Here is a 20,528-nt window from a genome sequence, read left to right as displayed (position 1 = left end):
CGCTATGGAGCAAACACAAACATCCTTGGGCGAGTTCGAGTCCACGCTCAAGAAGCACGCCCAGGAGCTGGTCGACAGCCTCGAGCGAGGCAAGTTCGGCGACGCGGTACAACTGATCCATCAGCTGAACCAGACCCGTGACCGTGGCCTGTACCAGGAAGTCGGCAAGCTTACGCGCGAGCTGCACAGTGCGATCGTCAGCTTTCAGATCGACCCGCACATGCCGCAGGCCGAAGAAGTGTCGCAGATCACCGACGCGACCGAGCGCCTGTCCTACGTGGTCAAGCTGACCGAAGGCGCGGCCAACCGCACCATGGACCTGGTCGAAGCGAGTACCCCGGTACTCAATGAGCTGGGCGAAGAGGCGAGGGCGCTGAGCGTTGACTGGCAGCGCTTCATGCGTCGCGAAGTGGCGGCACCGGAGTTTCGTGAGCTGGCCAAGCGCGTCGACAGTTTCCTGACGCGCAGCGCCGAGGGCAACCGCAAGGTCGCCGGGCACCTCAACGACATTCTGCTGGCTCAGGACTACCAAGACCTGACCGGCCAGGTGATCAAGCGCGTTACTGCGCTGGTCACCGAAGTAGAAAGCAATCTGCTCAAGCTCGTGCTGATGGCCAGTCAGGTCGACCGCTTTGCCGGTATCGAACATGACCACCAGCAGCTGCGTGCTGAAAAAGATCAAGAAAAACATCCGGCCCGGGGTGAAGGTCCGCAGATTCATGCCGATAAACGTGAAGACGTTGTGTCCGGTCAGGACGATGTCGATGATCTGCTGTCCAGCCTGGGTTTTTAGGGAGCACGTTTAATGAGCTTCGGCGCCGATGAAGAAATCCTTCAGGATTTTCTGGTAGAAGCCGGCGAGATTCTTGAGCAACTGTCCGAGCAACTGGTCGAGCTGGAAAGCCGTCCGGATGATGCCGACCTGCTCAATGCGATCTTTCGCGGTTTTCACACTGTAAAAGGGGGCGCCGGCTTCCTCCAGCTCAACGAGCTGGTGGAGTGCTGCCACATCGCCGAAAACGTTTTCGACATCCTGCGCAAGGGTGAGCGGCGCGTCGATGCCGAGCTGATGGACGTGGTCCTGGAAGCCCTGGATACCGTCAACAGCATGTTCGGCCAAGTGCGTGAGCGCACCGATGTCACCCCGGCCACGCCTGAGCTGCTGGCGGCCTTGTCGCGCCTGGCCGAGCCGGCTGGCGCCGAGCAGGCACCGGCGTCGGCACCAGAGCCGGCGCCAGAAGCCCCGGTTGCTGCCGAAGCGGACATTACCGATACCGAGTTCGAACAACTGCTCGACTCGCTCAATGCCATCAAGGCCGAGGCTGAAGCCCAGGCCCAGGCACCCGACGCCGCCAGCGATGAAATTACCGATGCCGAGTTCGAGTCGTTGCTCGACCAGTTACACGGCAAAGGCCAGTTCGCCCCCGACAGCCTTGCGGCGCCCGCGGTGGCGGAACCGGTAGCGGCCCAGGGTGCCAGCGACGAAATCACCGATGACGAATTCGAAGCGTTGCTTGACCAATTGCATGGCAAGGGCACCTTTGCCGTCGATGCGTTGCCTGCTGCTGCGGCCCAGGCGTCTGCGCCGACATCCGAGCCAGCCGGCGATCACATCAGCGAACACGAATTCGAAGCCCTGCTCGATGAACTGCACGGCAAGGGCAAGTTCACCCCCGACAGCGTGGCCCCGGCCGCGTCGCCAACCGCGGCGGTAGCGGCCAAGCCTGCACCGGCCCCGACCCCGGTGGCGGCTGCCAAACCAACGGCCCCGGCTGCGCCTGCCAAGGCTGCCGCACCCGCACCGGCCCGACAGCCGTCGCCCACTGCCGAGAAGCACCCGGCCAGCGAAGCGGAAACCACCGTGCGGGTCGATACTGCACGCCTGGACGAGATCATGAACATGGTCGGCGAGCTGGTGCTGGTGCGTAACCGCCTGGTGCGCCTGGGTCTGAACAGCGGCGATGAAGCCATGTCCAAGGCGGTGTCGAACCTTGACGTGGTCACGGCCGACTTGCAGACCGCGGTGATGAAAACCCGCATGCAGCCGATCAAGAAGGTCTTCGGGCGCTTCCCGCGACTGGTGCGCGACCTGGCCAGGCAGTTGAAGAAAGAGATCAACCTCGAGCTGGTCGGTGAAGAAACCGACCTCGACAAGAACCTCGTCGAGGCGCTGGCCGACCCGTTGGTGCACTTGGTGCGCAACGCCGTCGACCACGGCATCGAAACTCCCGAAGAGCGCGAAGCCGCCGGCAAGACCCGCAGCGGCAAGGTGGTGCTGTCGGCCGAGCAGGAGGGCGATCACATCCTGTTGTCGATCTCCGATGACGGCAAGGGCATGGACGCCAACGTCCTGCGCGCCATTGCGGTCAAACGCGGGGTGATGGACAAGGATGCCGCCGAGCGCCTGAGCGACACCGAGTGCTACAACCTGATCTTCGCCCCGGGCTTCTCGACCAAGACCGAGATCTCGGACGTCTCCGGGCGTGGCGTGGGCATGGACGTGGTGAAAACCAAGATCGCCCAGCTCAACGGCTCGATCAATATCTACTCGACCAAGGGGCTGGGCTCGAAGATCGTCATCAAGGTCCCGCTGACCCTGGCGATCATGCCGACCCTGATGGTGATGCTGGGCAACCAGGCGTTCGCCTTCCCGCTGGTCAACGTCAACGAGATCTTCCATCTGGACCTGTCGCGCACAAACGTGGTCGACGGCCAGGAGGTCGTGATCGTGCGCGACAAAGCCTTGCCGCTGTTCTACCTCAAGCGCTGGCTGGTCAGTTCCGCCGCTCATGAAGAGCAACGCGAAGGGCACGTGGTGATCCTTTCGGTAGGCACCCAGCGGATCGGCTTCGTTGTCGATCAACTGGTGGGCCAGGAAGAAGTGGTCATCAAACCGCTGGGCAAGATGCTCCAGGGCACCCCGGGCATGTCGGGCGCCACCATTACTGGTGACGGGCGCATTGCGCTGATCCTCGATGTGCCGAGCATGCTCAAGCGTTACGCCGCCCGGCGTATTTGATTCTGGTGGCGCGGCGTCACGCCGCGCCCCCTAATGGAGTGTTTATGGCAGTCAAGGTCCTGGTGGTGGATGATTCCGGTTTCTTCCGCCGCCGTGTCTCGGAAATTCTTTCAGCGGACCCGACTATCCAGGTCGTGGGTACCGCGACCAACGGCAAGGAAGCGATCGACCAGGCACTGTCGCTCAAGCCCGATGTCATCACCATGGACTATGAAATGCCCATGATGGACGGCATCACCGCCGTGCGGCACATCATGCAGCGCTGCCCGACCCCGGTGTTGATGTTCTCCTCGCTGACCCACGAAGGCGCCCGGGTAACCCTCGATGCGCTGGATGCCGGTGCGGTCGACTACCTGCCCAAGAACTTCGAAGACATCTCGCGCAACCCCGAGAAGGTCAAGCAACTGCTGTGCGAAAAGGTCCACACCATTTCGCGCAGCAACCGTCGCTTCAGCGCCTTTGCCAGCCCCACGCCTGCCCCCCAGCCAGTGGCCCACGCCCAGCCAAGTGTCAGCAGCCTGGGCGCCAGCCCTGCGCCGCGCGCCGCTGCACCGGTACGTGCCGCCACGACGTCGGCCGCGCCCAAGCGCAAGCCCTACAAGCTGGTGGCGATCGGTACGTCCACCGGTGGTCCGGTGGCACTGCAGCGGGTGCTGACCCAGCTACCGGCCAATTTCCCGGCGCCGATCGTGTTGGTCCAGCACATGCCGGCGGCGTTCACCAAGGCTTTTGCCGAACGCCTCGACAAGCTGTGCAAGATCAGCGTCAAGGAAGCCGAGGACGGCGACATGCTGCGCCCCGGCCTGGCCTTGCTGGCCCCGGGTGGCAAGCAGATGATGGTCGATGGGCGTGGTGCGGTGAAAATCCTCCCGGGCGATGAGCGCCTCAATTACAAACCCTGCGTAGACATCACCTTTGGTTCGGCCGCCAAGTCCTACGGGGACAAGGTGCTGTCGGTGGTGCTCACCGGCATGGGGGCCGATGGCCGTGAAGGCGCGCGCCTGCTCAAGCAGGGCGGCAGCACGGTGTGGGCCCAGGATGAGGCCAGCTGCGTGATCTATGGCATGCCCATGGCGATCGTCAAGGCCAACCTGGCCGACGCGGTGTACAACCTGGACGAGATCGGCAAGCACCTGGTCGAGGCCTGTGTCTGATGGATGTCTTGAGCCTGATCGGCATCATCCTGGCCTTTGTCGCCATTGTCGGCGGCAATTACCTCGAGGGAGGACACCTGTCGGCCCTGATCAACGGCCCGGCCGCGTTGATCGTACTGGGCGGTACCCTGGCGGCGGCATTGCTGCAGTCGCCCATGAGCGCCTTCAAGCGGGCGCTGCAAATTGTCCGTTGGATCATCTTCCCGCCGCGGGTCGACCTGGCCGGTGGCATCGACCGGGTCGTGAACTGGAGCCTGACCGCGCGCAAGGAAGGCCTGCTGGGCCTTGAAGGGGTGGCCGATGCCGAGCCCGATCCGTATGCGCGCAAGGGCCTGCAGTTGCTGGTCGATGGCGCCGAGCCCGAAGCCATTCGCAGCATTCTCGAAGTGGACTTCTACACCCAGGAAAGCCGCGACATCCAGGCCGCCAAGGTGTTCGAGTGCATGGGCGGCTACGCGCCGACCATCGGTATCATCGGTGCGGTCATGGGCTTGATCCATGTGATGGGCAACCTTGCCGACCCCTCGCAGTTGGGCACCGGCATTGCCGTGGCCTTCGTCGCCACCATCTACGGGGTGGCCAGCGCCAACCTGATCCTCCTGCCGGTGGCCAACAAGCTCAAGGCCCTCGCCCTGCGTCAGTCGCGCTACCGGGAAATGCTCCTGGAAGGGCTGCTGTCGATCGCCGAAGGCGAGAACCCGCGCTCGATCGAGTTGAAGCTTCAGGGCTTCATGGAGTAACGCATGGCGCGCCGCCGACAACCCGAAGAGCATGAAAACCACGAACGCTGGCTGGTGTCCTACGCGGACTTCATCACCTTGCTGTTTGCCTTCTTCGTGGTCATGTACTCGATCTCCTCGATCAACGAGGGCAAGTACAAGGTCGTTTCCGAGGCCCTGATCGGCGTGTTCAACGACCCCGAACGGAGCATGCGGCCGATCCCGATCGGCGACGAGCGCCCGCTCAGCGTCAGGCCCGCCGAGCCTCTGATCAAGGAAAGCGAGCAGATTGACGCAGGCCTTGCGGGGGCGAGCGTTGATCCGCTCAAGTCGATTGCCGACGATGTCCGCGATGCCTTTGGCGACTTGATCAAGTCCGACCAGATGACCGTGCGTGGCAATGAGCTGTGGGTGGAGATCGAACTCAACTCCTCGCTGTTGTTCGGCAGCGGCGATGCCATGCCCAGCGACATTGCCTTCAGCATCATCGAGAAGGTGGCCAAGATCCTCAAACCCTTTGCCAACCCCGTGCATGTCGAAGGTTTCACCGACGATCTGCCGATTCGCACCGCCCAGTACCCGACCAACTGGGAACTGTCATCGGCGCGGGCGGCCAGCATTGTCCGCTTGCTGGCCATGGACGGTGTCAATCCGGCGCGCATGGCCTCGGTGGGCTATGGCGAGTTCCAGCCAATTGCCGGTAACGACACGGCCGAGGGGCGCGCGCGCAATCGTCGGGTCGTGCTGGTGATTTCGCGCAACCTTGAAGTACGCCGCAGCCTGACCGCTTCGGGCAGCGCCAATGCCACGCCGGACGCCGCGTTGAAGCGTGCTGGCACACAAACTGCACCGCCAGCACAATCACCGTCGTCGGGGGGCAGTCGCGTCAATCCTCCGTCACCGAACTTATAACCGTTCCCGGCAGGGCCACCGCCGTACCGGGAGGAAGCAACGTAATGAGAGTCTGGGCAGTAGCCAATCAAAAAGGTGGCGTCGGCAAGACCACCACGTCCATCGCCCTGGCCGGTTTGCTGGCCGAGGCGGGCAAGCGTGTGGTCGTCGTCGACCTCGACCCCCATGGGTCCATGACCAGCTACTTCGGGCATAACCCGGACGTGCTGGAGCACAGTTGCTACGACCTGTTCCTGCACAAGGGCGCGGTGCCTGAAGGCTTGCCCGGGCAACTGCTGCTGCCAACCAGCGACCCGAATATTTCCCTGCTGCCCTCCAGTACTGCGCTGGCGGTGCTGGAGCGCCAGTCGCCCGGGCAAAGCGGCCTGGGCCTGGTAATCGCCAAGTCTCTGGCGCAGCTGTGGCAGGATTTCGACTACGCCATCATCGACAGCCCGCCGTTGCTCGGCGTGCTGATGGTCAATGCCCTGGCGGCCAGCCAGCAGTTGGTGATCCCGGTGCAAACCGAGTACCTGGCGGTCAAGGGCCTTGAACGTATGGTCAGCACCCTGGCGATGGTCAACCGCTCGCGCAAGCAGGCGTTGCCCTATCACATCGTGCCGACCCTGTTCGATCGTCGCACCCAGGCATCGATGGGCACTTTGCGCATGCTGCGTGACGCGTACCCGGAGACCATCTGGCAAGGCTACATCCCGGTGGATACCCGCCTGCGCGATGCCAGCCGGGCCGGGCAGACGCCCTCCCAGTTCGATGGCAAGAGTCGCGCAGTGGTGGCCTACCGGGCCCTGCTCAAGCATCTGCTGACGCAGAACCTAACCCAGCAGGTGGCCTGATGAATCGTCCGCTACAGCTGGCCTCCGGGCCGCAATTGGCCCTGCAGTCCTACCTGGACGGCTTGTTGTATGAGGCCACCGAGGCGCTTGAGCTTCCCGCGCCGGCAGTCGAGAGCGATGACTTCGAGGCTGCCGTGCTCGAAGAGCAGGTTCGCGATGCAAGGGGCGCCAGCTCGCAGATCGCCGTCGCGGCACAGGCGGACCCGCTGCCACTTCCCGAACCGGAATGTCCTGTGCTGCCAGCGCTCATGCCGGTGGCCGAGCCCATGCCGGCCACGGTCGAGCCGCTGGTGGAGGTACACCTGCCGGCCTCGATCAGCCAGCCTGCACAACCGGCGAGCGTTGACGGTCGCCCGGCATGGGCGGCCGAGCCCTTCGAGTGCCTGCTGTTCGATGTCGCCGGGTTGACCCTGGCGGTGCCGTTGGTATGCCTGGGCTCGATCTACTCGCTGGCAGGCCATGAGCTGACGCCGCTGTTCGGGCAGCCGGACTGGTTCCTGGGCATCCTACCCAGCCAGGGCGGCAACCTGAAGGTGCTGGACACTGCGCGCTGGGTCATGCCAGACCGCTACCGCGACGATTTTCGCCAGGGCCTGCAGTACGTGATTTCGGTCCAGGGCCATGAGTGGGGGCTGGCGGTACACCAGGTCAGCCGTTCGCTGCGCCTGGACCCCAACGAGATCAAATGGCGCAGCCAGCGTGGCCAGCGGCCTTGGCTGGCCGGTACGGTCATCGAACACATGTGTGCATTGCTCGACGTCGCGGAACTGGCAGGGTTGATCGCCAGCGGCGCGGTCAGGCAAATGAACATCAGCCATAAATGATCGGTCGCACCGCGACCGCACTGAGCACACCGCCGATGGCGGATTTTGAGGGATAGGGGAATGAAAAAGTCGTCTGCACAAGGTTCCGAAGATCCGATCCTGCAGTGGGTTACCTTCAAGCTGGACAACGAGTCCTATGGCATCAATGTGATGCAGGTGCAGGAAGTCCTGCGCTACACCGAAATCGCCCCGGTCCCGGGTGCCCCGAGCTACGTGCTGGGCATCATCAACCTGCGCGGCAATGTGGTCACTGTGATCGACACCCGTCAGCGTTTCGGCCTGATGTCGAGTGAAATCACCGACAACAGCCGTATCGTCATCATCGAGGCCGACAAGCAAGTGGTCGGCATCCTGGTCGACAGCGTTGCCGAAGTGGTTTACCTGCGCCAGTCCGAGATCGAGACCGCACCGAATGTCGGTAACGAAGAATCGGCCAAGTTCATTCAGGGCGTGTGCAACAAGAACAACGAACTGCTGATCCTGGTCGAGCTGGACAAGATGATGACCGAGGAAGAGTGGTCCGAGCTGGAGAACATCTGAGTTGATCCTTGAGGTTGCAGTCATATTTCTGGCACTGCTCTGGGCGGTGAGCCTGTGGTTCTTCCTGAACTACAGCAAGCGCCAGCGTGAACTGGCCGCCCAGCAGGCCCAGGGTGATGCGTTGCGCGACCAGCGCATCAAGGACCTGGCCAAGCGCCTGGACGACTACCAGAACGGCAGCGTGCGCATGGGCGAGGCGCTGCACGAGCTGTGCACAGTCGTAGCGCCGTTGCCCGACAAACTGTTGCAACTGGAGCAGCGCGACCCCAACAGCCTGTCGTTTGCACAAGCGGCGCGGCTGGTGAGCATGGGGGCCAGTGTCGATGAACTGACCCAGACCTGTGGCCTGACCCAGGCCGAGGCCGAGTTGATGAGCAAGGTGCATCGCAATTGAAGGCCAGGCGACTGCTGCGCAGCTGACCGCAGCCTCGTTCCTAGCGGCTGCAGACGCCCGTGCAGCCGCTGGCGACAGCCTGCGATCGGCCGCGCAACGGTCGTGATCAGGTGCAGCGGCTCAAGGTGGGGTGATATCCCGCTCCTGCGGCTCCTGATCGACAAACCCCACCGGCACCTTGCCCTTGAGCTGCCAGGCAAAGGCGATGATTTCGGCAAGGGTCAGATACAGCGCCTCGGGTATCTGATCGCCCAGCTCCATGCGTGCCAATAGCCGCACCAGTTCGGCGTTTTCGTAGATCGGTACTTCATGTTCGCGGGCAATGGCCAGGATCGCTTCGGCCAGTTCGTCGTCACCCTTTGCGCTCAGGGTGGGCGCTTGTTGGCCGTCGTAGGTCAGGGCAATGGCTGTTTTCTCAGTCATGCGTATTTCCTTGTGGGGAGCGGCGGTGCGACGTCTCGACTTGCCCCGCGAAACGAAGTTCCGGTTGAAATACGTTCGCGGGGCAAGCCCGTTCCCACAAAATTCATGCGGTTTCATCCACCCAGCGTTGTTCCAGGCGCGTGCGCGGCCCCTGGGGCGGTGTGCCGTGATGACAGCACAGTTCGGTTACGTTCAGGCCGCGGGCCAGCAGGCGCTCGCGCAGGTTGCCCAACTGACTGTCGATCAACTGTGCGGTGCGGGGCAGCTCGGCCCACAACTGGCTCGACAGGCTGCCCTGGCTGATCTGCGCCTGGACTTGCAGCGGTCCCAGCGGTTGCAGGTCGAACGACAGCTCGATGCGCCAGCGCATTTCCAGCGGATCGCGCTGTTCACGTTGTGGATCGTTTTGTTGCTCCGGCGTTTCTTCGCGTTGCAGTTTGAACTGCAGGGGGATGAAGTCCTGGCCGCTGCGCAGGGGGATTTCCAGTTGCCAGGTGGTTTGCAGGTTGCCCTCGGGCGTGGTGCCGGTCTGCTCCAAACTGGCCAATTGATGGCTCTGCAGGCGTGAGATGGCGGCGGCAGCCAGGCGCAGCAGGTGTTCAAGGTCGGCTTCGCCGTCCTGGCTCTTCAGTAGCCGCGAGGGCAGGGGGAAGCTGCCAGGGTGGGGGCGTGGGCTGACCTGGCCGAGCATCCCCAGGGCATTGCGGACCATGCCGGGCATCACCTGGGCCAGGGTGCTGGCGGCTGCGGCCGGGTTGAACGTGCTGGTGCCCGGCAGCCCCGGCAGCCCCGGCAGCAACTGCGCCACCAGGCGCACGATCTGGGCCTTGAAGTCCGGCGCCAACTGTTGCCCCAGGCCGCCCAGCAGCTTGGCTTCCAGAAACGCACCGCTGTTGGTCAGCGCCTGGGCCAGGCCCTTGGGGTCGCTGAGCTGGCGGGCATCCGGCAGGCTGGCCAGCAGCTTGTCGACGCTGTTGCGCACCTCGCCGTTCTGGTTGCTGTCCTGGCGCAGTTGCTGCAATGCGCTGAGCAACCCCTGCAACGACGCCTGTCGGCTTTGCTGGGTGCCCAGTTGCTGGGTGATGGCCAGTTGATCCTGGCGTCCGCTCAGGGGGACGAATTGCAACGACTGGTCCCCTAGTACCCGCGCACTGAGCAGGCTGCCCACCGCCAGCGGCCGCGGGCTGTCGAGGGTGAGTGTGGTGCCGGCTTGGGGACCCAGCAAGCTCACCAGCGAACGGTACTGGGCCAACTGGCCGGCGGCCTGGGGCAACATCTGGCTGGTGACTACCTTGCCTTGCAGCAGGCTGCCTACCGGCGTCTCACGGGTGTCGAGCCGGGTCAGGCTGGCCACGCTGCTGGCGAGCACTTGCTGCAGGCTGATGGAGAGATTGCTGGCGCTGCTCTGGCTCACCGCCAGCAGGCTGCCCTGGGGCAATGCCAGGTTACTGCTGGCCTGAACGTTGATCTGCTTGCCGTTTTCCTGGGTCAGTTTGAGCAGAAGCTGGAAGTCCTGCCCAACCTGGCGCAGGGCCAATACTTCGGCCTTTGCCGTTTCACCGGGGGCCAGCAGGGCCTGTTGGGGTTGCAGCAGGCGCAGCAGTTCACCCGTTGCCGACGAGCGCATCGAAGGGCCGGCTGGAGCCTGCGGGCCAAGGTTGTTAATTTCACCTGTCATCAGCTGGCAACCTGTTGAAATAGCCCTCTTTGCAGTAGGACATCACATGTATAATGCCGCCCGATCATTCGCGCTCAGCGCGCTCGGGCCTTGTATCCATTGCCACTATAACGGCAAGGTCAGGGCCGACTTGAGACAGGCATCCCAGCATAAGGCGAAACCGTGACCCCTCATCTCCAAGCCGTAGGCCTGGCCTGCGAGCGCGACTGGCGAATGCTCTTCGAAAATCTCGAGCTGCACCTGGCCGCCGGTGACATGTTGCAGATCAGCGGCCCCAACGGCAGCGGCAAAACCAGTTTGTTGCGCCTGTTGGCCGGCCTGATGCAGCCGACGGCCGGCGAGATCCGCCTGCACGGCAAGCCGTTGCTCGAACAGCGCCATGAACTTGCGAAAATCCTCCTGTGGATCGGCCACGCTGCCGGTATCAAGGATTTGCTCAGCCCTGAAGAAAACCTGGCCTGGCTCTGCGCATTGCATACCCCGGCCGACCCTGCAGCCATCTGGAAGGCCCTCGAAGCGGTCGGCCTGCGCGGTTTTGAAGATGTACCCTGCCATACCCTGTCGGCTGGCCAGCAGCGCCGTGTGGCCCTGGCCCGCTTGTACCTGGACAGCCCGCCGCTGTGGATTCTCGACGAACCCTTCACTGCCCTCGACAAGCAGGGCGTGGCCCAGCTTGAAGCGCACCTGGCCGCCCATTGCGAGCAGGGCGGCATGGTCGTGCTGACCACCCACCACACCCTGGAACGCAAGCCGTCCGGTTACCGTGAACTGAACCTGGGGCAGTGGGCCGCATGAGTGTGTTCGTTTTGTTGTTGCGCCGTGAAGCGCGCCTGCTGTGCCGCCGTCCTGCAGAGCTTGCCAACCCCCTGGTGTTTTTCGCTATTGTGATCGCGCTGTTCCCATTGGCGGTCGGTCCTGAGACTCAATTGTTGCAAACCTTGTCTCCGGGACTGGTCTGGGTGGCTGCACTTTTATCGGTTCTGCTCTCGCTGGACGGGCTTTTTCGCAGTGATTTCGAGGACGGATCGCTGGAACAGTGGGTCCTTTCGTCGCACCCCCTGCCTCTTCTGGTACTGGCGAAAGTGCTGGCACACTGGGCCTTTTCCGGTCTGGCACTGGTATTGTTGGCGCCCTTGCTGGCACTGATGCTGGGATTGCCTGCGGCGTGCCTGCCGGTATTGCTGGCATCGTTGTTGCTGGGTACCCCGGTGCTGAGCCTTCTGGGTGCAGTGGGAGCGGCGCTGACTGTTGGTTTGAAACGTGGCGGCCTTTTGTTGGCGCTACTTATTTTGCCGTTATATATCCCGGTGTTGATCTTGGGCAGTGGCGCCTTGCAGGCGGCATTGCAAGCTATGCCGGCGACCGGTTATCTGCTCTGGCTTGGCAGCCTGACCGCCTTGGCAGTAACTCTGGCACCCTTTGCAATAGCGGCTGGCCTGAAGATCAGCGTCGGCGAATAATGAGGTCTGGGCACTGCCCAGCAAAGACCCTGGATGTACCGTGATGAAGAGCAGCGTAATCAGCTGGACGTGGTTTCATAAACTGGGTTCGCCCAAGTGGTTCTATGCCATCAGTGGCCGCATGCTGCCCTGGCTTGCGGTTGCCGCGATCCTGTTGATTGGCATCGGCGTGATCTGGGGCCTGGCCTTTGCGCCCCAGGACTACCAGCAGGGCAACAGTTTTCGCATCATCTACATCCACGTGCCCGCTGCCATGCTGGCCCAGTCGTGCTATGTGATGCTGGCGGTGGCTGGCGTGGTCGGGCTGGTCTGGAAAATGAAAATCGCCGACGTCGCCCTGCAGTGCGCCGCGCCCATCGGTGCCTGGATGACCGCCGTGGCGCTGGTTACCGGTGCCATCTGGGGCAAGCCGACCTGGGGCAGTTGGTGGGTCTGGGATGCACGCCTTACGTCGATGCTGATCCTGCTTTTTCTGTACTTCGGTCTTATTGCCCTGGGCCAGGCCATCAGCAATCGTGAGAGCGCGGCCAAGGCCTGCGCCGTGCTGGCCATTGTCGGGGTGATCAACATCCCGATCATCAAGTATTCGGTGGAGTGGTGGAACACCCTGCACCAGGGCGCCACCTTCACCCTGACCGAGAAGCCGGCGATGCCCGCCGAAATGTGGCTGCCGCTGCTGATGACTGTACTGGGCTTCTATTGCTTCTTCGGTGCGGTGTTGCTGTTGCGCATGCGCCTCGAAGTGCTCAAGCGCGAAGCTCGCGCCAGCTGGGTCAAGGAGGAGGTCATGAACTGCCTGGGTCGGGGGATGGCGCGATGAGTTTCGCCTCCTTCAGTGATTTTCTCGCCATGGGCCATCACGGCCTGTATGTCTGGTCGGCCTATGGCATCTGCCTGCTGGTGCTGGCCGTCAACGTTGCCTCGCCCTTGCTGGCACGGCGGCGTTACCTGCAAGAAGAGGCGCGCCGTCTGCGCCGGGAGAGCAACCAGTGAATCCGCAACGCAAGAAGCGTCTGTTCATCATTCTCGGCCTGCTGGCGGGCGTGGGTGTCGCCGTGGGCCTGGCCCTGAGTGCCTTGCAACAGAACATCAACCTGTTCTACACCCCCACCCAGATCGCCAACGGCGAAGCGCCGCTGGACACCCGAATTCGCGCTGGCGGCATGGTCGAAGCCGGCTCGCTGCAGCGCTCGGGCGATTCGCTCGACGTGCGTTTCGTGGTCACCGACTTCAACAAGTCGGTACCGATCACCTACCGCGGTATCCTCCCCGACCTGTTCCGTGAAGGGCAGGGCATCGTCGCCCTGGGCAAGCTCAATGCCGAGGGCGTGGTAGTGGCCGACGAAGTGCTGGCCAAGCATGACGAGAAGTACATGCCGCCTGAAGTGACCAAGGCCCTTCAGGAAAGCGGCCAGGCCGCGACCACCACCGGAGCCAAGCCATGAACGCGGCGCTGATCATTCCTGAACTCGGCCAGTTGGCCATGATCCTGGCGATCTGCTTTGCCGCCGTGCAGGCTTCCGTGCCGCTGCTGGGCGCCTGGCGTGGCGATAGCCTGTGGATGAGCCTGGCAAGGCCTGCGGCCTGGGGCCAGTTCGCCTTCCTGGCGTTTGCTTTCGCCTGCCTGACCCACGCCTTCATGACTGACAACTTCTCGGTCGCCTATGTGGCCAACAACTCCAACAGTGCCTTGCCCTGGTACTTCAAGTTCAGTGCCGTGTGGGGCGCCCACGAAGGTTCGTTGCTGCTGTGGGCGATGATCCTCGGCGGCTGGACCTTCGCCGTGTCGATCTTCTCACGCCAGTTGCCGCAGGTGATGCTGGCCCGGGTACTGGCCGTGATGGGCATGATCAGCGTCGGCTTCCTGTCGTTCCTGATCGTCACCTCCAACCCCTTCAAGCGCCTGCTGCCACAAGTGCCTACCGATGGCGCCGACCTCAACCCATTGCTGCAGGACATCGGCCTGATCGTTCACCCGCCGATGTTGTACATGGGGTATGTGGGCTTCTCGGTCGCCTTCGCCTTTGCCATCGCCGCCTTGCTCGGGGGACGCCTGGACGCCGCCTGGGCGCGCTGGTCGCGGCCCTGGACCCTGGTAGCCTGGGCGTTCCTGGGTATCGGTATCACCCTGGGCTCGTGGTGGGCCTACTACGAGCTTGGCTGGGGAGGCTGGTGGTTCTGGGACCCGGTGGAAAACGCCTCGTTCATGCCCTGGCTGGTGGGCACCGCACTGATCCACTCCCTGGCTGTCACTGAAAAACGTGGCGTGTTCAAGAGCTGGACGGTATTGCTGGCCATCGCCGCGTTCTCCCTGAGCCTGCTCGGTACCTTCCTCGTACGTTCCGGGGTGCTGACCTCGGTACATGCCTTTGCCTCGGACCCCGAGCGCGGCGTGTTCATCCTCATATTCCTGCTCTTTGTGGTGGGGGGCTCGCTGACGCTGTTCGCCCTGCGCGCACCGGTGGTCAAGAGCCAGGTCGGGTTTGCCCTGTGGTCCCGTGAAACCCTGCTGCTGGCCAACAACATCGTGCTGGTGGTCGCCGCCTCGATGATCCTGCTCGGCACGCTCTATCCGCTGTTCCTCGACGCGCTGACCGGGGCCAAGCTGTCGGTCGGCCCGCCGTACTTCGACGCGCTGTTCCTGCCGTTGATGGCCTTGCTGATGGTGGTCATGGCCATTGGCGTGATGGTGCGCTGGAAAGACACCCCCACCCAATGGCTGGTCAGCATGCTCACCCCGGTGTTGATCGCCAGTGCCGTGCTGGCCCCCGTCGGTGGCTTGCTGGTCGACGATTTTGACTGGGAAGTGCTGACCACCTTCGCCCTGGCGGCGTGGATCGTGCTGGCCGGCGCCCGCGACATCCTCGACAAGACTCGCCACAAGGGCCTGGTCAAGGGCCTGCGTGGCTTGAGCCGCAGCTACTGGGGCATGCACGTGGCACACCTGGGCCTGGCGGTGTGCGCCCTGGGCGTGGTGCTGTCGAGCAACAACAGTGCCGAGCGCGACCTGCGCCTGGCACCGGGCGAGTCGGTGGAACTGGCCGGCTATCACTTCACCTTCGAAGGCGCCAAGCACTTCGAGGGGCCGAATTTCACCTCCGACAAAGGCACCGTGCGAGTGGTCAAGGACGGTCGCGAGATCAATGTGCTGCATCCGGAGAAACGCCTGTACACCGTGCAGCAGTCGATGATGACTGAAGCGGGTATCGATGCAGGCTTCACCCGTGACCTCTACGTCGCCCTGGGCGAGCCGCTGGAAAACGGCGCCTGGGCCGTGCGTGTACACGTCAAGCCTTTCGTGCGCTGGATCTGGCTGGGCGGTCTGCTGACCGGTCTTGGCGGGTTGTTGGCGGCAATGGACGGTCGTTATCGAGTCAAGGTCAAAGCCCGCGTGCGTGAAGTGCTGGGCATGTCTGGAGCAACTGCATGAAGCGTTGGATCATGGTGCTGCCGCTGGCGGTGTTTCTGCTGGTGGCGGTGTTTCTCTACCGGGGGCTTTTCCTGGACCCCACCGAGCTGCCGTCGGCAATGATCGGCAAGCCGTTCCCGGCCTTTGCCCTGGCCTCGGTACAGGATGGCAAGCCGCTGACCCAGGCCGACCTGATCGGCAAGCCAGCACTGGTGAACGTCTGGGCCACCTGGTGCCCCTCGTGCAAGGTCGAGCATCCGTACCTGAACAAGCTGGCCGAGCAGGGCGTGGTGATCCACGGGGTCAACTACAAGGACGACAACGCTGCCGCGCTCAAGTGGCTGGCCGAGTTCCACAACCCCTATCAGCTGGATATCCGCGACGAGCAGGGCAGCCTGGGCCTGGACCTTGGGGTGTATGGTGCGCCGGAAACCTTCGTTATCGACGCCAAGGGCATCATCCGCTACAAGCACGTCGGCGTGGTCGATGCCACGGTCTGGCGCGAGCAACTGGCACCGATCTACCAGGGCCTGATCGATGAGGCCAAGCCATGAAGCGCTGGCTGGCAGCTGCTGTACTGGGCCTGAGCCTGGCCGGCGTCACCCAGGCGGCCATCGACACCTATCAGTTTGCCGACGAGGCCGAGCGCGAGCGTTACCACGACCTGACCAAGGAACTGCGCTGCCCCAAGTGCCAGAACCAGGACATCGCCGATTCCAACGCACCGATTGCCGCCGACCTGCGCCGGGAAATCTTCCGCATGCTGGGCGAGGGCAAGAGCAATCAGCAGATCATCGACTTCATGGTCGACCGCTATGGCGACTTCGTTCGCTACAGGCCTGCGCTGACGTCGCGTACCTGGCTGTTGTGGTTCGGCCCGGGCGTGTTGCTGGTGGGCGGTTTCGGCCTGTTGGCCATGATCGTGCGCAAGCGTCGGGCGCAGAGCGCTGCAGAGGCTGTCGACCTTTCCCCCGAGGAGCGTGAGCGCCTCGCCAAATTGCTGGACAAAGAACAGACCCATGACTGATTTCTGGCTTGCTGCAGGCCTGCTGTTGCTGGTGGCCCTGAGCTTTTTGCTGATCCCGGTGTTGCGCGGCCGTCGTGCGCAACTGGAAGAAGACCGCACTGCGTTGAACGTTGCCCTGTACCAGGAACGGGTGGCAGAGCTGACGGCCCAGCAAGCGGCCGGCGTGCTCGATGACGCGCAGTTGGCCAAGGGGCGTGATGAAGCGGCCCGCGAGCTGCTGGACGATACCGAAAATGCCGAACCCCAGCGCCTGGGGCGCCTGGGCAAGCCATTGCCGTTGCTGGCCGCCGTGCTGGTGCCGCTGATGGGCCTGGGCCTGTACCTGCATTTTGGTGCCAGCGAGCAGGTCGAGCTGACCCAGCAATTCGCCAAGGCGCCGCAGTCGATGGAAGAGATGACCTCGCGCCTTGAGCGTGCCGTCGAGGCGCAGCCGGATTCAGCTGAAGGCCTGTACTTCCTCGGTCGCGCCTACATGGCCCAGGATCGCGCCGCCGATGCCGCCAAGGTGTTCGAGCGGGCCGCGACCCTGGCCGGGCGCCAGCCGGAACTGCTGGGGCAGTGGGCCCAGGCCCTGTACTTTGCCAACGACAAACAGTGGACCGAGCAACTGCAAGCGCTGACCGACGAAGCCCTCAAGGCGGACCCGAACGAAGTCACCAGCCTGGGCCTGCTCGGCATTGCCGCGTTCGAGCGCGAGCACTATCAGGAGGCCATCGACTACTGGAACCGCCTGCTGGTGCAACTGCCTGAAGGCGACACCTCGCGCGCAGCCCTGCAGGGCGGCATCGACCGTGCCCAGGACCGGCTGAAGGCGGGCGAGGGCAAAGCCGCATCGCCGGCACCGCAAGCTACGCCGGCCGTTGCCGCCACTGCGCGGCTCAAAGTGCGGGTAGAGCTGGCGGCGGCGCTCAAGGACAAGGTCAAGCCAGACGACACCGTGTTCATCTTTGCCCGCGCAAGTGCTGGTCCACCCATGCCGCTGGCGGCCAAGCGGGTGACAGTGGCCCAATTGCCGATCGAGGTAGAACTGAGTGACAGCGACGCAATGATGCCGAACATGAAACTGTCCAGCTTTCCCGAAGTCCAACTGGTTGCGCGCGTCTCGCGTGCTGGCCAGCCGACCCAGGGTGAGTGGATCGGTCGCAGCAGCCCGCTGGCCAGCAGCACGACTGCCGCACAGCACTTGACCATCGACAGCCCGGACCAGTAAGAGATCACTATGAACAGCATTGCACGCCTTGCCCTTCTTTCCCTGGCCGTTGGCCTGAGTGCGTGTACTGTTCATCAGCCCTCCGAACCCACTGCGCCCCCGATCGAAACCCTGCCCCCGGGGCCAAGCACCAAGCCGACACCGCCGCCCACCACCAAGCCGAGCAAGCCGGTGATCACTCCGGCACCCAAGCCGATGCCGCGCACCTCGGCAAGCTTTGCGCCACCGCCCGGTGGCGCCAGCCACTGGGACCCGCGCCTGGGTGTGTACGTGCTCGAAGGCCAGACCAACACCTTCTACCGCCAACGCACCTACTACCGCTGGAACAACGGCTGGAGCTGGTCGACCAACCTCAACGGCCCCTGGCAGGAAATCGATAGCAGTGGCGTGCCGGGTGGTTTGGGACGGGCTTTTGCCCAGTAACCGGAAGTCCGCATAATGCGCCCTCGCAAACAGTCGGGAGCATGGCATGACACAAACGGTACTGGTGCTGGTAGAAACGGTCGATGACTACCTGCCACTGTTGGAAGACAGCGGCTTTCACCTGATTCGCGCGCAGACCCCAGCCCTGCGCGCCGAAGCCATTGCCCGCCATGGCGGCAAGATCGATGCGGTGCTGACCCGCGGCCCCCTGGGCCTGCATGCCGACGAGATCGGCGCATTGCCCGCCTTGAAAATCATCTGCGTCATCGGCGCCGGCCACGAACAGGTCGACCTGGCCGCGGCGGCTGCTCGCGGCATCACCGTCACCAATGGTGCGGGCGCCAATGCCACGGCAGTGGCCGACCACGCCATGGCCCTGCTGCTGGCAGTGGTGCGCGACATTCCCCGCGCCGATGCCTCTACCCGACGCGGTGAGTGGAACCGGGTCATCAGCCCTTCGGTCAGCGGCAAGCGCCTGGGTATCCTGGGCCTCGGCGCAGTGGGGCTGGCGATCGCCAAGCGTGCGGCGCAAGGGTTCGACATGCACGTCAGCTACCACAACCGTAGCCCGCGCAGCGATGTACCCTACAGCTATTGCGACAGCCCGCTGGCGCTGGCCCAGGCCTCGGACTTTCTGGTCATTGCCACTCCCGGTGGGGCCCATACCCGTCAATTGATCGACAAGCCGGTGCTTGAAGCATTGGGCGCGGACGGCTTTCTGGTGAACATCGCCCGGGCCAGCGTGGTCAATACCATCGATATGGTCGGGGCCTTGCGCAATGGCGTGATCGCCGGCGCAGCACTGGATGTGTTCGACGATGAACCTGCAGTGCCGGATGCCCTGAAAGCCTTGCCCAACACCGTACTCACCCCTCACGTCGCCGGCCAGTCCCCGGATGCCGCGCGCGATACCGTGGCGTTGGTGCTCAAGAACCTGCAGGCCTTCTTCGCCGGCAAACCAGTGCTGACGCCAGTCACCCTGTAGGCGCGACGCTGCGACGTCTCGACTTGCCCCGCGATCGCGATGTGTCAGGCACATGCATCGCGGGGCAAGCCCGGTCCTACCGGTCTACACTTGGCGCCTCACTTCCTTGCGTGGAGCCTCGAACATGTCCTTCGAAAAACACGGAAGCTGCCTGTGTGGCGCCGTCAAACTCAGTGTCAACGTGGAAAAAGCCAGCGTCGATGCCTGCCACTGCAGCATGTGTCGCAAGTGGGCGGGAGGCCCGTTGTTGTCGGTGCATTGCTCGGAACCGGTCACGTTCACCGCCGGGCAACCGGTAATCTACGACTCCTCCGCATGGGCCGAACGCCTGTTTTGCGGGCAGTGCGGCACGCACCTGCTGTATCGGTTGAAGTCCGGCGACTTCGACTCGGTGTCGGTGGGCGTGCTGGACGGTGACACCGACTGGGTCTTCGATCTGCAGGTGTATATCGATGAAAAACCGAGTTACTACTGCTTTGCCAACGACACCAAGACCATGACCGCTGCCGAAGTCGAAGCCCTGTTCAGTTGAGCCCCAGCAGCCAGCCCTGGAACACCTGTGCGGCGGGTGAGCAGGGGGCCTGTTTGTCGTGCACCAGGTAGTCGGCCTGGCCTGTGTGCACGACAAGCGCCGATACCGGGTAGATATCGCCATTGTCGATGCGCTCGCGAACCATGAATTCCCAGCCCAATCCCACGCCCATTCCTTGCAGTACAGCCTCGAACACAAGATTCACCTGGTTGAAGGTCACCGCATCGGCGGGTGCCTTGTAGCGCACACCCTGGTGGGCGAACCAGTCTGGCCAGTCCAGGCAGTTCCAGGCCGAGGCGTCCAGTTGAATCAACGGCAGTGCCTGCAGTTCGCTCAATGAACTGACCGCCGGCAGGCTGCGTTTGACGCTGGCGATGGGGTAGATGGTTTCGTCGAACAGTTTATCGGCATTGAGTGAGCTCCAACGACCATGGCCATAGAGGATGCCGAAGTCGTAGTGGGCAATGTCGCTTTCGCTGATTTCGTTGCTGGCGTGAATATTCACGGTCAGTTCCGGGTGCAGTGCGTTGAAGCGCAGCAGCCGTGGGAACAGCCAGTACTGGGCCACCGCATGGGTGCAGATGACGCTGACATTGCGGCTGCTGTGGCCGGTTTTCAGGCGCAACACATTAGCCAGAAGGCTCTCCAGCATGGGTTCGACAATGCTGTTGAACCCTTCGCCGGCCGCAGTCAGGGCAATGCCTCGGGCGCGGCGCTCGAACAGCACCGCACCGAGGTGATCTTCAAGCACCTTGATCTGCTTGCTCACCGCGCTCTGGGTCAGGTACAGCTCGCTGGCGGCGCGAGTAAAACTGCCGGTGCGCACCACTGCTTCAAAGGCAATCAGGGTGTCCAGCGGGGGCAGGTGACGGGCAAAGCGACTCATGCTGAGGGTCCGGTCCAGGGAATGGCTGCATCATAGAGTCGATGCTTTCACGACGAAAGCCATTCCCCGAAGGAATGGCTGCATGCCGAATGATCTTTTG

Annotated in this window: 24 protein-coding genes; 21 read left to right on the top strand and 3 right to left on the bottom strand. The window is 63.3% G+C overall.

Annotation, left to right across the window (positions count from 1 at the left end):
* Positions 1 to 4: 4 nt before the first annotated feature.
* Genes H621_RS0122185 through H621_RS0122145 form a run of 9 tightly spaced genes read left to right on the top strand, consistent with a single transcriptional unit; the run spans position 5 to position 8,395 of the window.
* On the top strand, positions 5 to 793 hold the full coding sequence (locus H621_RS0122185; protein ID WP_028945474.1) for a protein phosphatase CheZ: 789 nt from the start codon (positions 5 to 7) through the stop codon (positions 791 to 793).
* Positions 794 to 805: 12 nt separating this feature from the next.
* On the top strand, positions 806 to 3,019 hold the full coding sequence (locus tag H621_RS0122180) for a chemotaxis protein CheA (RefSeq protein WP_028945473.1): 2,214 nt from the start codon (positions 806 to 808) through the stop codon (positions 3,017 to 3,019).
* A gap of 44 nt (positions 3,020 to 3,063) precedes the next feature.
* The gene (locus tag H621_RS0122175; RefSeq protein ID WP_028945472.1) at positions 3,064 to 4,173 is read left to right on the top strand and encodes a protein-glutamate methylesterase/protein-glutamine glutaminase; all 1,110 of its coding nucleotides are present in this window, start codon (positions 3,064 to 3,066) and stop codon (positions 4,171 to 4,173) included.
* A complete protein-coding gene (locus H621_RS0122170; RefSeq protein WP_028945471.1) occupies positions 4,173 to 4,913 on the top strand; it encodes a flagellar motor protein in 741 nt (246 codons plus the stop codon). The genes H621_RS0122175 and H621_RS0122170 overlap by 1 nt, the downstream gene beginning before the upstream one ends.
* A gap of 3 nt (positions 4,914 to 4,916) precedes the next feature.
* Entirely contained in the window at positions 4,917 to 5,804 is an 888-nt protein-coding gene (motD, locus tag H621_RS0122165; RefSeq protein ID WP_028945470.1) for a flagellar motor protein MotD, read from the top strand.
* A 44-nt stretch (positions 5,805 to 5,848) separates the two neighbouring features.
* Positions 5,849 to 6,637: a ParA family protein gene (locus H621_RS0122160; protein WP_028945469.1), complete on the top strand. Its 789-nt coding sequence runs from the start codon at positions 5,849 to 5,851 to the stop codon at positions 6,635 to 6,637.
* Positions 6,637 to 7,461, top strand: a complete 825-nt coding sequence (locus tag H621_RS0122155) for a CheW domain-containing protein (RefSeq protein WP_028945468.1) — start codon at positions 6,637 to 6,639, stop codon at positions 7,459 to 7,461. Before H621_RS0122160 ends, H621_RS0122155 begins: the two co-directional genes overlap by 1 nt.
* 60 nt (positions 7,462 to 7,521) lie before the next feature.
* Positions 7,522 to 8,001 carry a chemotaxis protein CheW gene (locus H621_RS0122150; RefSeq protein WP_028945467.1) on the top strand — a complete coding sequence of 160 codons (480 nt, stop codon included), beginning with the start codon at positions 7,522 to 7,524 and terminating at the stop codon, positions 7,999 to 8,001.
* Position 8,002: 1 nt separating this feature from the next.
* Entirely contained in the window at positions 8,003 to 8,395 is a 393-nt protein-coding gene (locus tag H621_RS0122145; RefSeq protein WP_028945466.1) for a DUF2802 domain-containing protein, read from the top strand.
* A 120-nt stretch (positions 8,396 to 8,515) separates the two neighbouring features.
* On the opposite strand, the gene H621_RS0122140 is transcribed toward H621_RS0122145, so the two are convergent.
* Positions 8,516 to 8,818 (bottom strand): EscU/YscU/HrcU family type III secretion system export apparatus switch protein, encoded by a 303-nt coding sequence (locus H621_RS0122140; RefSeq protein WP_028945465.1) that lies wholly within the window; start codon positions 8,816 to 8,818, stop codon positions 8,516 to 8,518.
* Between the two features lie 103 nt (positions 8,819 to 8,921).
* Positions 8,922 to 10,496: a flagellar hook-length control protein FliK gene (fliK, locus tag H621_RS0122135; protein WP_028945464.1), complete on the bottom strand. Its 1,575-nt coding sequence runs from the start codon at positions 10,494 to 10,496 to the stop codon at positions 8,922 to 8,924.
* 162 nt (positions 10,497 to 10,658) lie between these two features.
* On the opposite strand from fliK, the gene ccmA reads away from it, so the two are divergent.
* The 12 genes from ccmA (at position 10,659) to H621_RS0122075 (ending at position 19,542) form a co-directional block, all read left to right on the top strand.
* Positions 10,659 to 11,291, top strand: a complete 633-nt coding sequence (gene ccmA / locus H621_RS0122130) for a cytochrome c biogenesis heme-transporting ATPase CcmA (protein WP_028945463.1) — start codon at positions 10,659 to 10,661, stop codon at positions 11,289 to 11,291.
* Entirely contained in the window at positions 11,288 to 11,956 is a 669-nt protein-coding gene (ccmB, locus tag H621_RS0122125) for a heme exporter protein CcmB (RefSeq protein ID WP_028945462.1), read from the top strand. Before ccmA ends, ccmB begins: the two co-directional genes overlap by 4 nt.
* Positions 11,957 to 11,999: 43 nt before the next feature.
* A complete protein-coding gene (locus H621_RS0122120) occupies positions 12,000 to 12,776 on the top strand; it encodes a heme ABC transporter permease (RefSeq protein ID WP_028945461.1) in 777 nt (258 codons plus the stop codon).
* Positions 12,773 to 12,949: a heme exporter protein CcmD gene (gene ccmD, locus H621_RS0122115; RefSeq protein WP_028945460.1), complete on the top strand. Its 177-nt coding sequence runs from the start codon at positions 12,773 to 12,775 to the stop codon at positions 12,947 to 12,949. The genes H621_RS0122120 and ccmD overlap by 4 nt, the downstream gene beginning before the upstream one ends.
* Complete coding sequence (ccmE, locus tag H621_RS0122110) at positions 12,946 to 13,401, top strand: cytochrome c maturation protein CcmE (RefSeq protein WP_028945459.1); 456 nt, start codon at positions 12,946 to 12,948, stop codon at positions 13,399 to 13,401. Before ccmD ends, ccmE begins: the two co-directional genes overlap by 4 nt.
* An 11-nt stretch (positions 13,402 to 13,412) precedes the next feature.
* Entirely contained in the window at positions 13,413 to 15,386 is a 1,974-nt protein-coding gene (locus tag H621_RS0122105; RefSeq protein WP_177431042.1) for a heme lyase CcmF/NrfE family subunit, read from the top strand.
* Complete coding sequence (locus H621_RS0122100) at positions 15,383 to 15,919, top strand: DsbE family thiol:disulfide interchange protein (RefSeq protein ID WP_028945457.1); 537 nt, start codon at positions 15,383 to 15,385, stop codon at positions 15,917 to 15,919. Before H621_RS0122105 ends, H621_RS0122100 begins: the two co-directional genes overlap by 4 nt.
* Positions 15,916 to 16,392: a cytochrome c-type biogenesis protein gene (locus H621_RS0122095; protein WP_028945456.1), complete on the top strand. Its 477-nt coding sequence runs from the start codon at positions 15,916 to 15,918 to the stop codon at positions 16,390 to 16,392. Before H621_RS0122100 ends, H621_RS0122095 begins: the two co-directional genes overlap by 4 nt.
* Positions 16,385 to 17,602, top strand: coding sequence for a c-type cytochrome biogenesis protein CcmI (ccmI, locus tag H621_RS0122090; protein WP_028945455.1), 1,218 nt, complete (start codon positions 16,385 to 16,387; stop codon positions 17,600 to 17,602). The genes H621_RS0122095 and ccmI overlap by 8 nt, the downstream gene beginning before the upstream one ends.
* 9 nt (positions 17,603 to 17,611) lie before the next feature.
* Positions 17,612 to 18,025 (top strand): hypothetical protein, encoded by a 414-nt coding sequence (locus tag H621_RS0122085; RefSeq protein WP_028945454.1) that lies wholly within the window; start codon positions 17,612 to 17,614, stop codon positions 18,023 to 18,025.
* Positions 18,026 to 18,071: 46 nt separating this feature from the next.
* Complete coding sequence (locus H621_RS0122080) at positions 18,072 to 19,010, top strand: 2-hydroxyacid dehydrogenase (protein ID WP_028945453.1); 939 nt, start codon at positions 18,072 to 18,074, stop codon at positions 19,008 to 19,010.
* A gap of 124 nt (positions 19,011 to 19,134) precedes the next feature.
* A complete protein-coding gene (locus H621_RS0122075) occupies positions 19,135 to 19,542 on the top strand; it encodes a GFA family protein (RefSeq protein WP_028945452.1) in 408 nt (135 codons plus the stop codon).
* On the opposite strand, the gene H621_RS0122070 is transcribed toward H621_RS0122075, so the two are convergent.
* The gene (locus H621_RS0122070; protein WP_028945451.1) at positions 19,535 to 20,428 is read right to left on the bottom strand and encodes a LysR substrate-binding domain-containing protein; all 894 of its coding nucleotides are present in this window, start codon (positions 20,426 to 20,428) and stop codon (positions 19,535 to 19,537) included. The genes H621_RS0122075 and H621_RS0122070 overlap by 8 nt on opposite strands.
* Between the last annotated feature and the right edge of the window lie 100 nt (positions 20,429 to 20,528).

This window comes from Pseudomonas vranovensis DSM 16006 (genome assembly GCF_000425805.1).
Classification (GTDB): domain Bacteria; phylum Pseudomonadota; class Gammaproteobacteria; order Pseudomonadales; family Pseudomonadaceae; genus Aquipseudomonas; species Aquipseudomonas vranovensis.
This window is presented reverse-complemented; position numbering and strand designations above follow the sequence as displayed.

What these genes read in the sequence shown, in the direction of transcription:
- H621_RS0122185 (WP_028945474.1), top strand. Translation starts at nt 5, where the DNA reads ATGGAGCAAACACAAACATCCTTGGGCGAGTTCGAGTCCACGCTCAAG.
- H621_RS0122180 (WP_028945473.1), top strand. Translation starts at nt 806, where the DNA reads ATGAGCTTCGGCGCCGATGAAGAAATCCTTCAGGATTTTCTGGTAGAA.
- H621_RS0122175 (WP_028945472.1), top strand. Translation starts at nt 3,064, where the DNA reads ATGGCAGTCAAGGTCCTGGTGGTGGATGATTCCGGTTTCTTCCGCCGC.
- H621_RS0122170 (WP_028945471.1), top strand. Translation starts at nt 4,173, where the DNA reads ATGGATGTCTTGAGCCTGATCGGCATCATCCTGGCCTTTGTCGCCATT.
- motD (WP_028945470.1), top strand. Translation starts at nt 4,917, where the DNA reads ATGGCGCGCCGCCGACAACCCGAAGAGCATGAAAACCACGAACGCTGG.
- H621_RS0122160 (WP_028945469.1), top strand. Translation starts at nt 5,849, where the DNA reads ATGAGAGTCTGGGCAGTAGCCAATCAAAAAGGTGGCGTCGGCAAGACC.
- H621_RS0122155 (WP_028945468.1), top strand. Translation starts at nt 6,637, where the DNA reads ATGAATCGTCCGCTACAGCTGGCCTCCGGGCCGCAATTGGCCCTGCAG.
- H621_RS0122150 (WP_028945467.1), top strand. Translation starts at nt 7,522, where the DNA reads ATGAAAAAGTCGTCTGCACAAGGTTCCGAAGATCCGATCCTGCAGTGG.
- H621_RS0122140 (WP_028945465.1), bottom strand. Translation starts at nt 8,818, where the DNA reads ATGACTGAGAAAACAGCCATTGCCCTGACCTACGACGGCCAACAAGCG.
- fliK (WP_028945464.1), bottom strand. Translation starts at nt 10,496, where the DNA reads ATGACAGGTGAAATTAACAACCTTGGCCCGCAGGCTCCAGCCGGCCCT.
- ccmB (WP_028945462.1), top strand. Translation starts at nt 11,288, where the DNA reads ATGAGTGTGTTCGTTTTGTTGTTGCGCCGTGAAGCGCGCCTGCTGTGC.
- H621_RS0122120 (WP_028945461.1), top strand. Translation starts at nt 12,000, where the DNA reads ATGAAGAGCAGCGTAATCAGCTGGACGTGGTTTCATAAACTGGGTTCG.
- ccmD (WP_028945460.1), top strand. Translation starts at nt 12,773, where the DNA reads ATGAGTTTCGCCTCCTTCAGTGATTTTCTCGCCATGGGCCATCACGGC.
- H621_RS0122100 (WP_028945457.1), top strand. Translation starts at nt 15,383, where the DNA reads ATGAAGCGTTGGATCATGGTGCTGCCGCTGGCGGTGTTTCTGCTGGTG.
- H621_RS0122095 (WP_028945456.1), top strand. Translation starts at nt 15,916, where the DNA reads ATGAAGCGCTGGCTGGCAGCTGCTGTACTGGGCCTGAGCCTGGCCGGC.
- ccmI (WP_028945455.1), top strand. Translation starts at nt 16,385, where the DNA reads ATGACTGATTTCTGGCTTGCTGCAGGCCTGCTGTTGCTGGTGGCCCTG.
- H621_RS0122085 (WP_028945454.1), top strand. Translation starts at nt 17,612, where the DNA reads ATGAACAGCATTGCACGCCTTGCCCTTCTTTCCCTGGCCGTTGGCCTG.
- H621_RS0122080 (WP_028945453.1), top strand. Translation starts at nt 18,072, where the DNA reads ATGACACAAACGGTACTGGTGCTGGTAGAAACGGTCGATGACTACCTG.
- H621_RS0122075 (WP_028945452.1), top strand. Translation starts at nt 19,135, where the DNA reads ATGTCCTTCGAAAAACACGGAAGCTGCCTGTGTGGCGCCGTCAAACTC.
- H621_RS0122070 (WP_028945451.1), bottom strand. Translation starts at nt 20,428, where the DNA reads ATGAGTCGCTTTGCCCGTCACCTGCCCCCGCTGGACACCCTGATTGCC.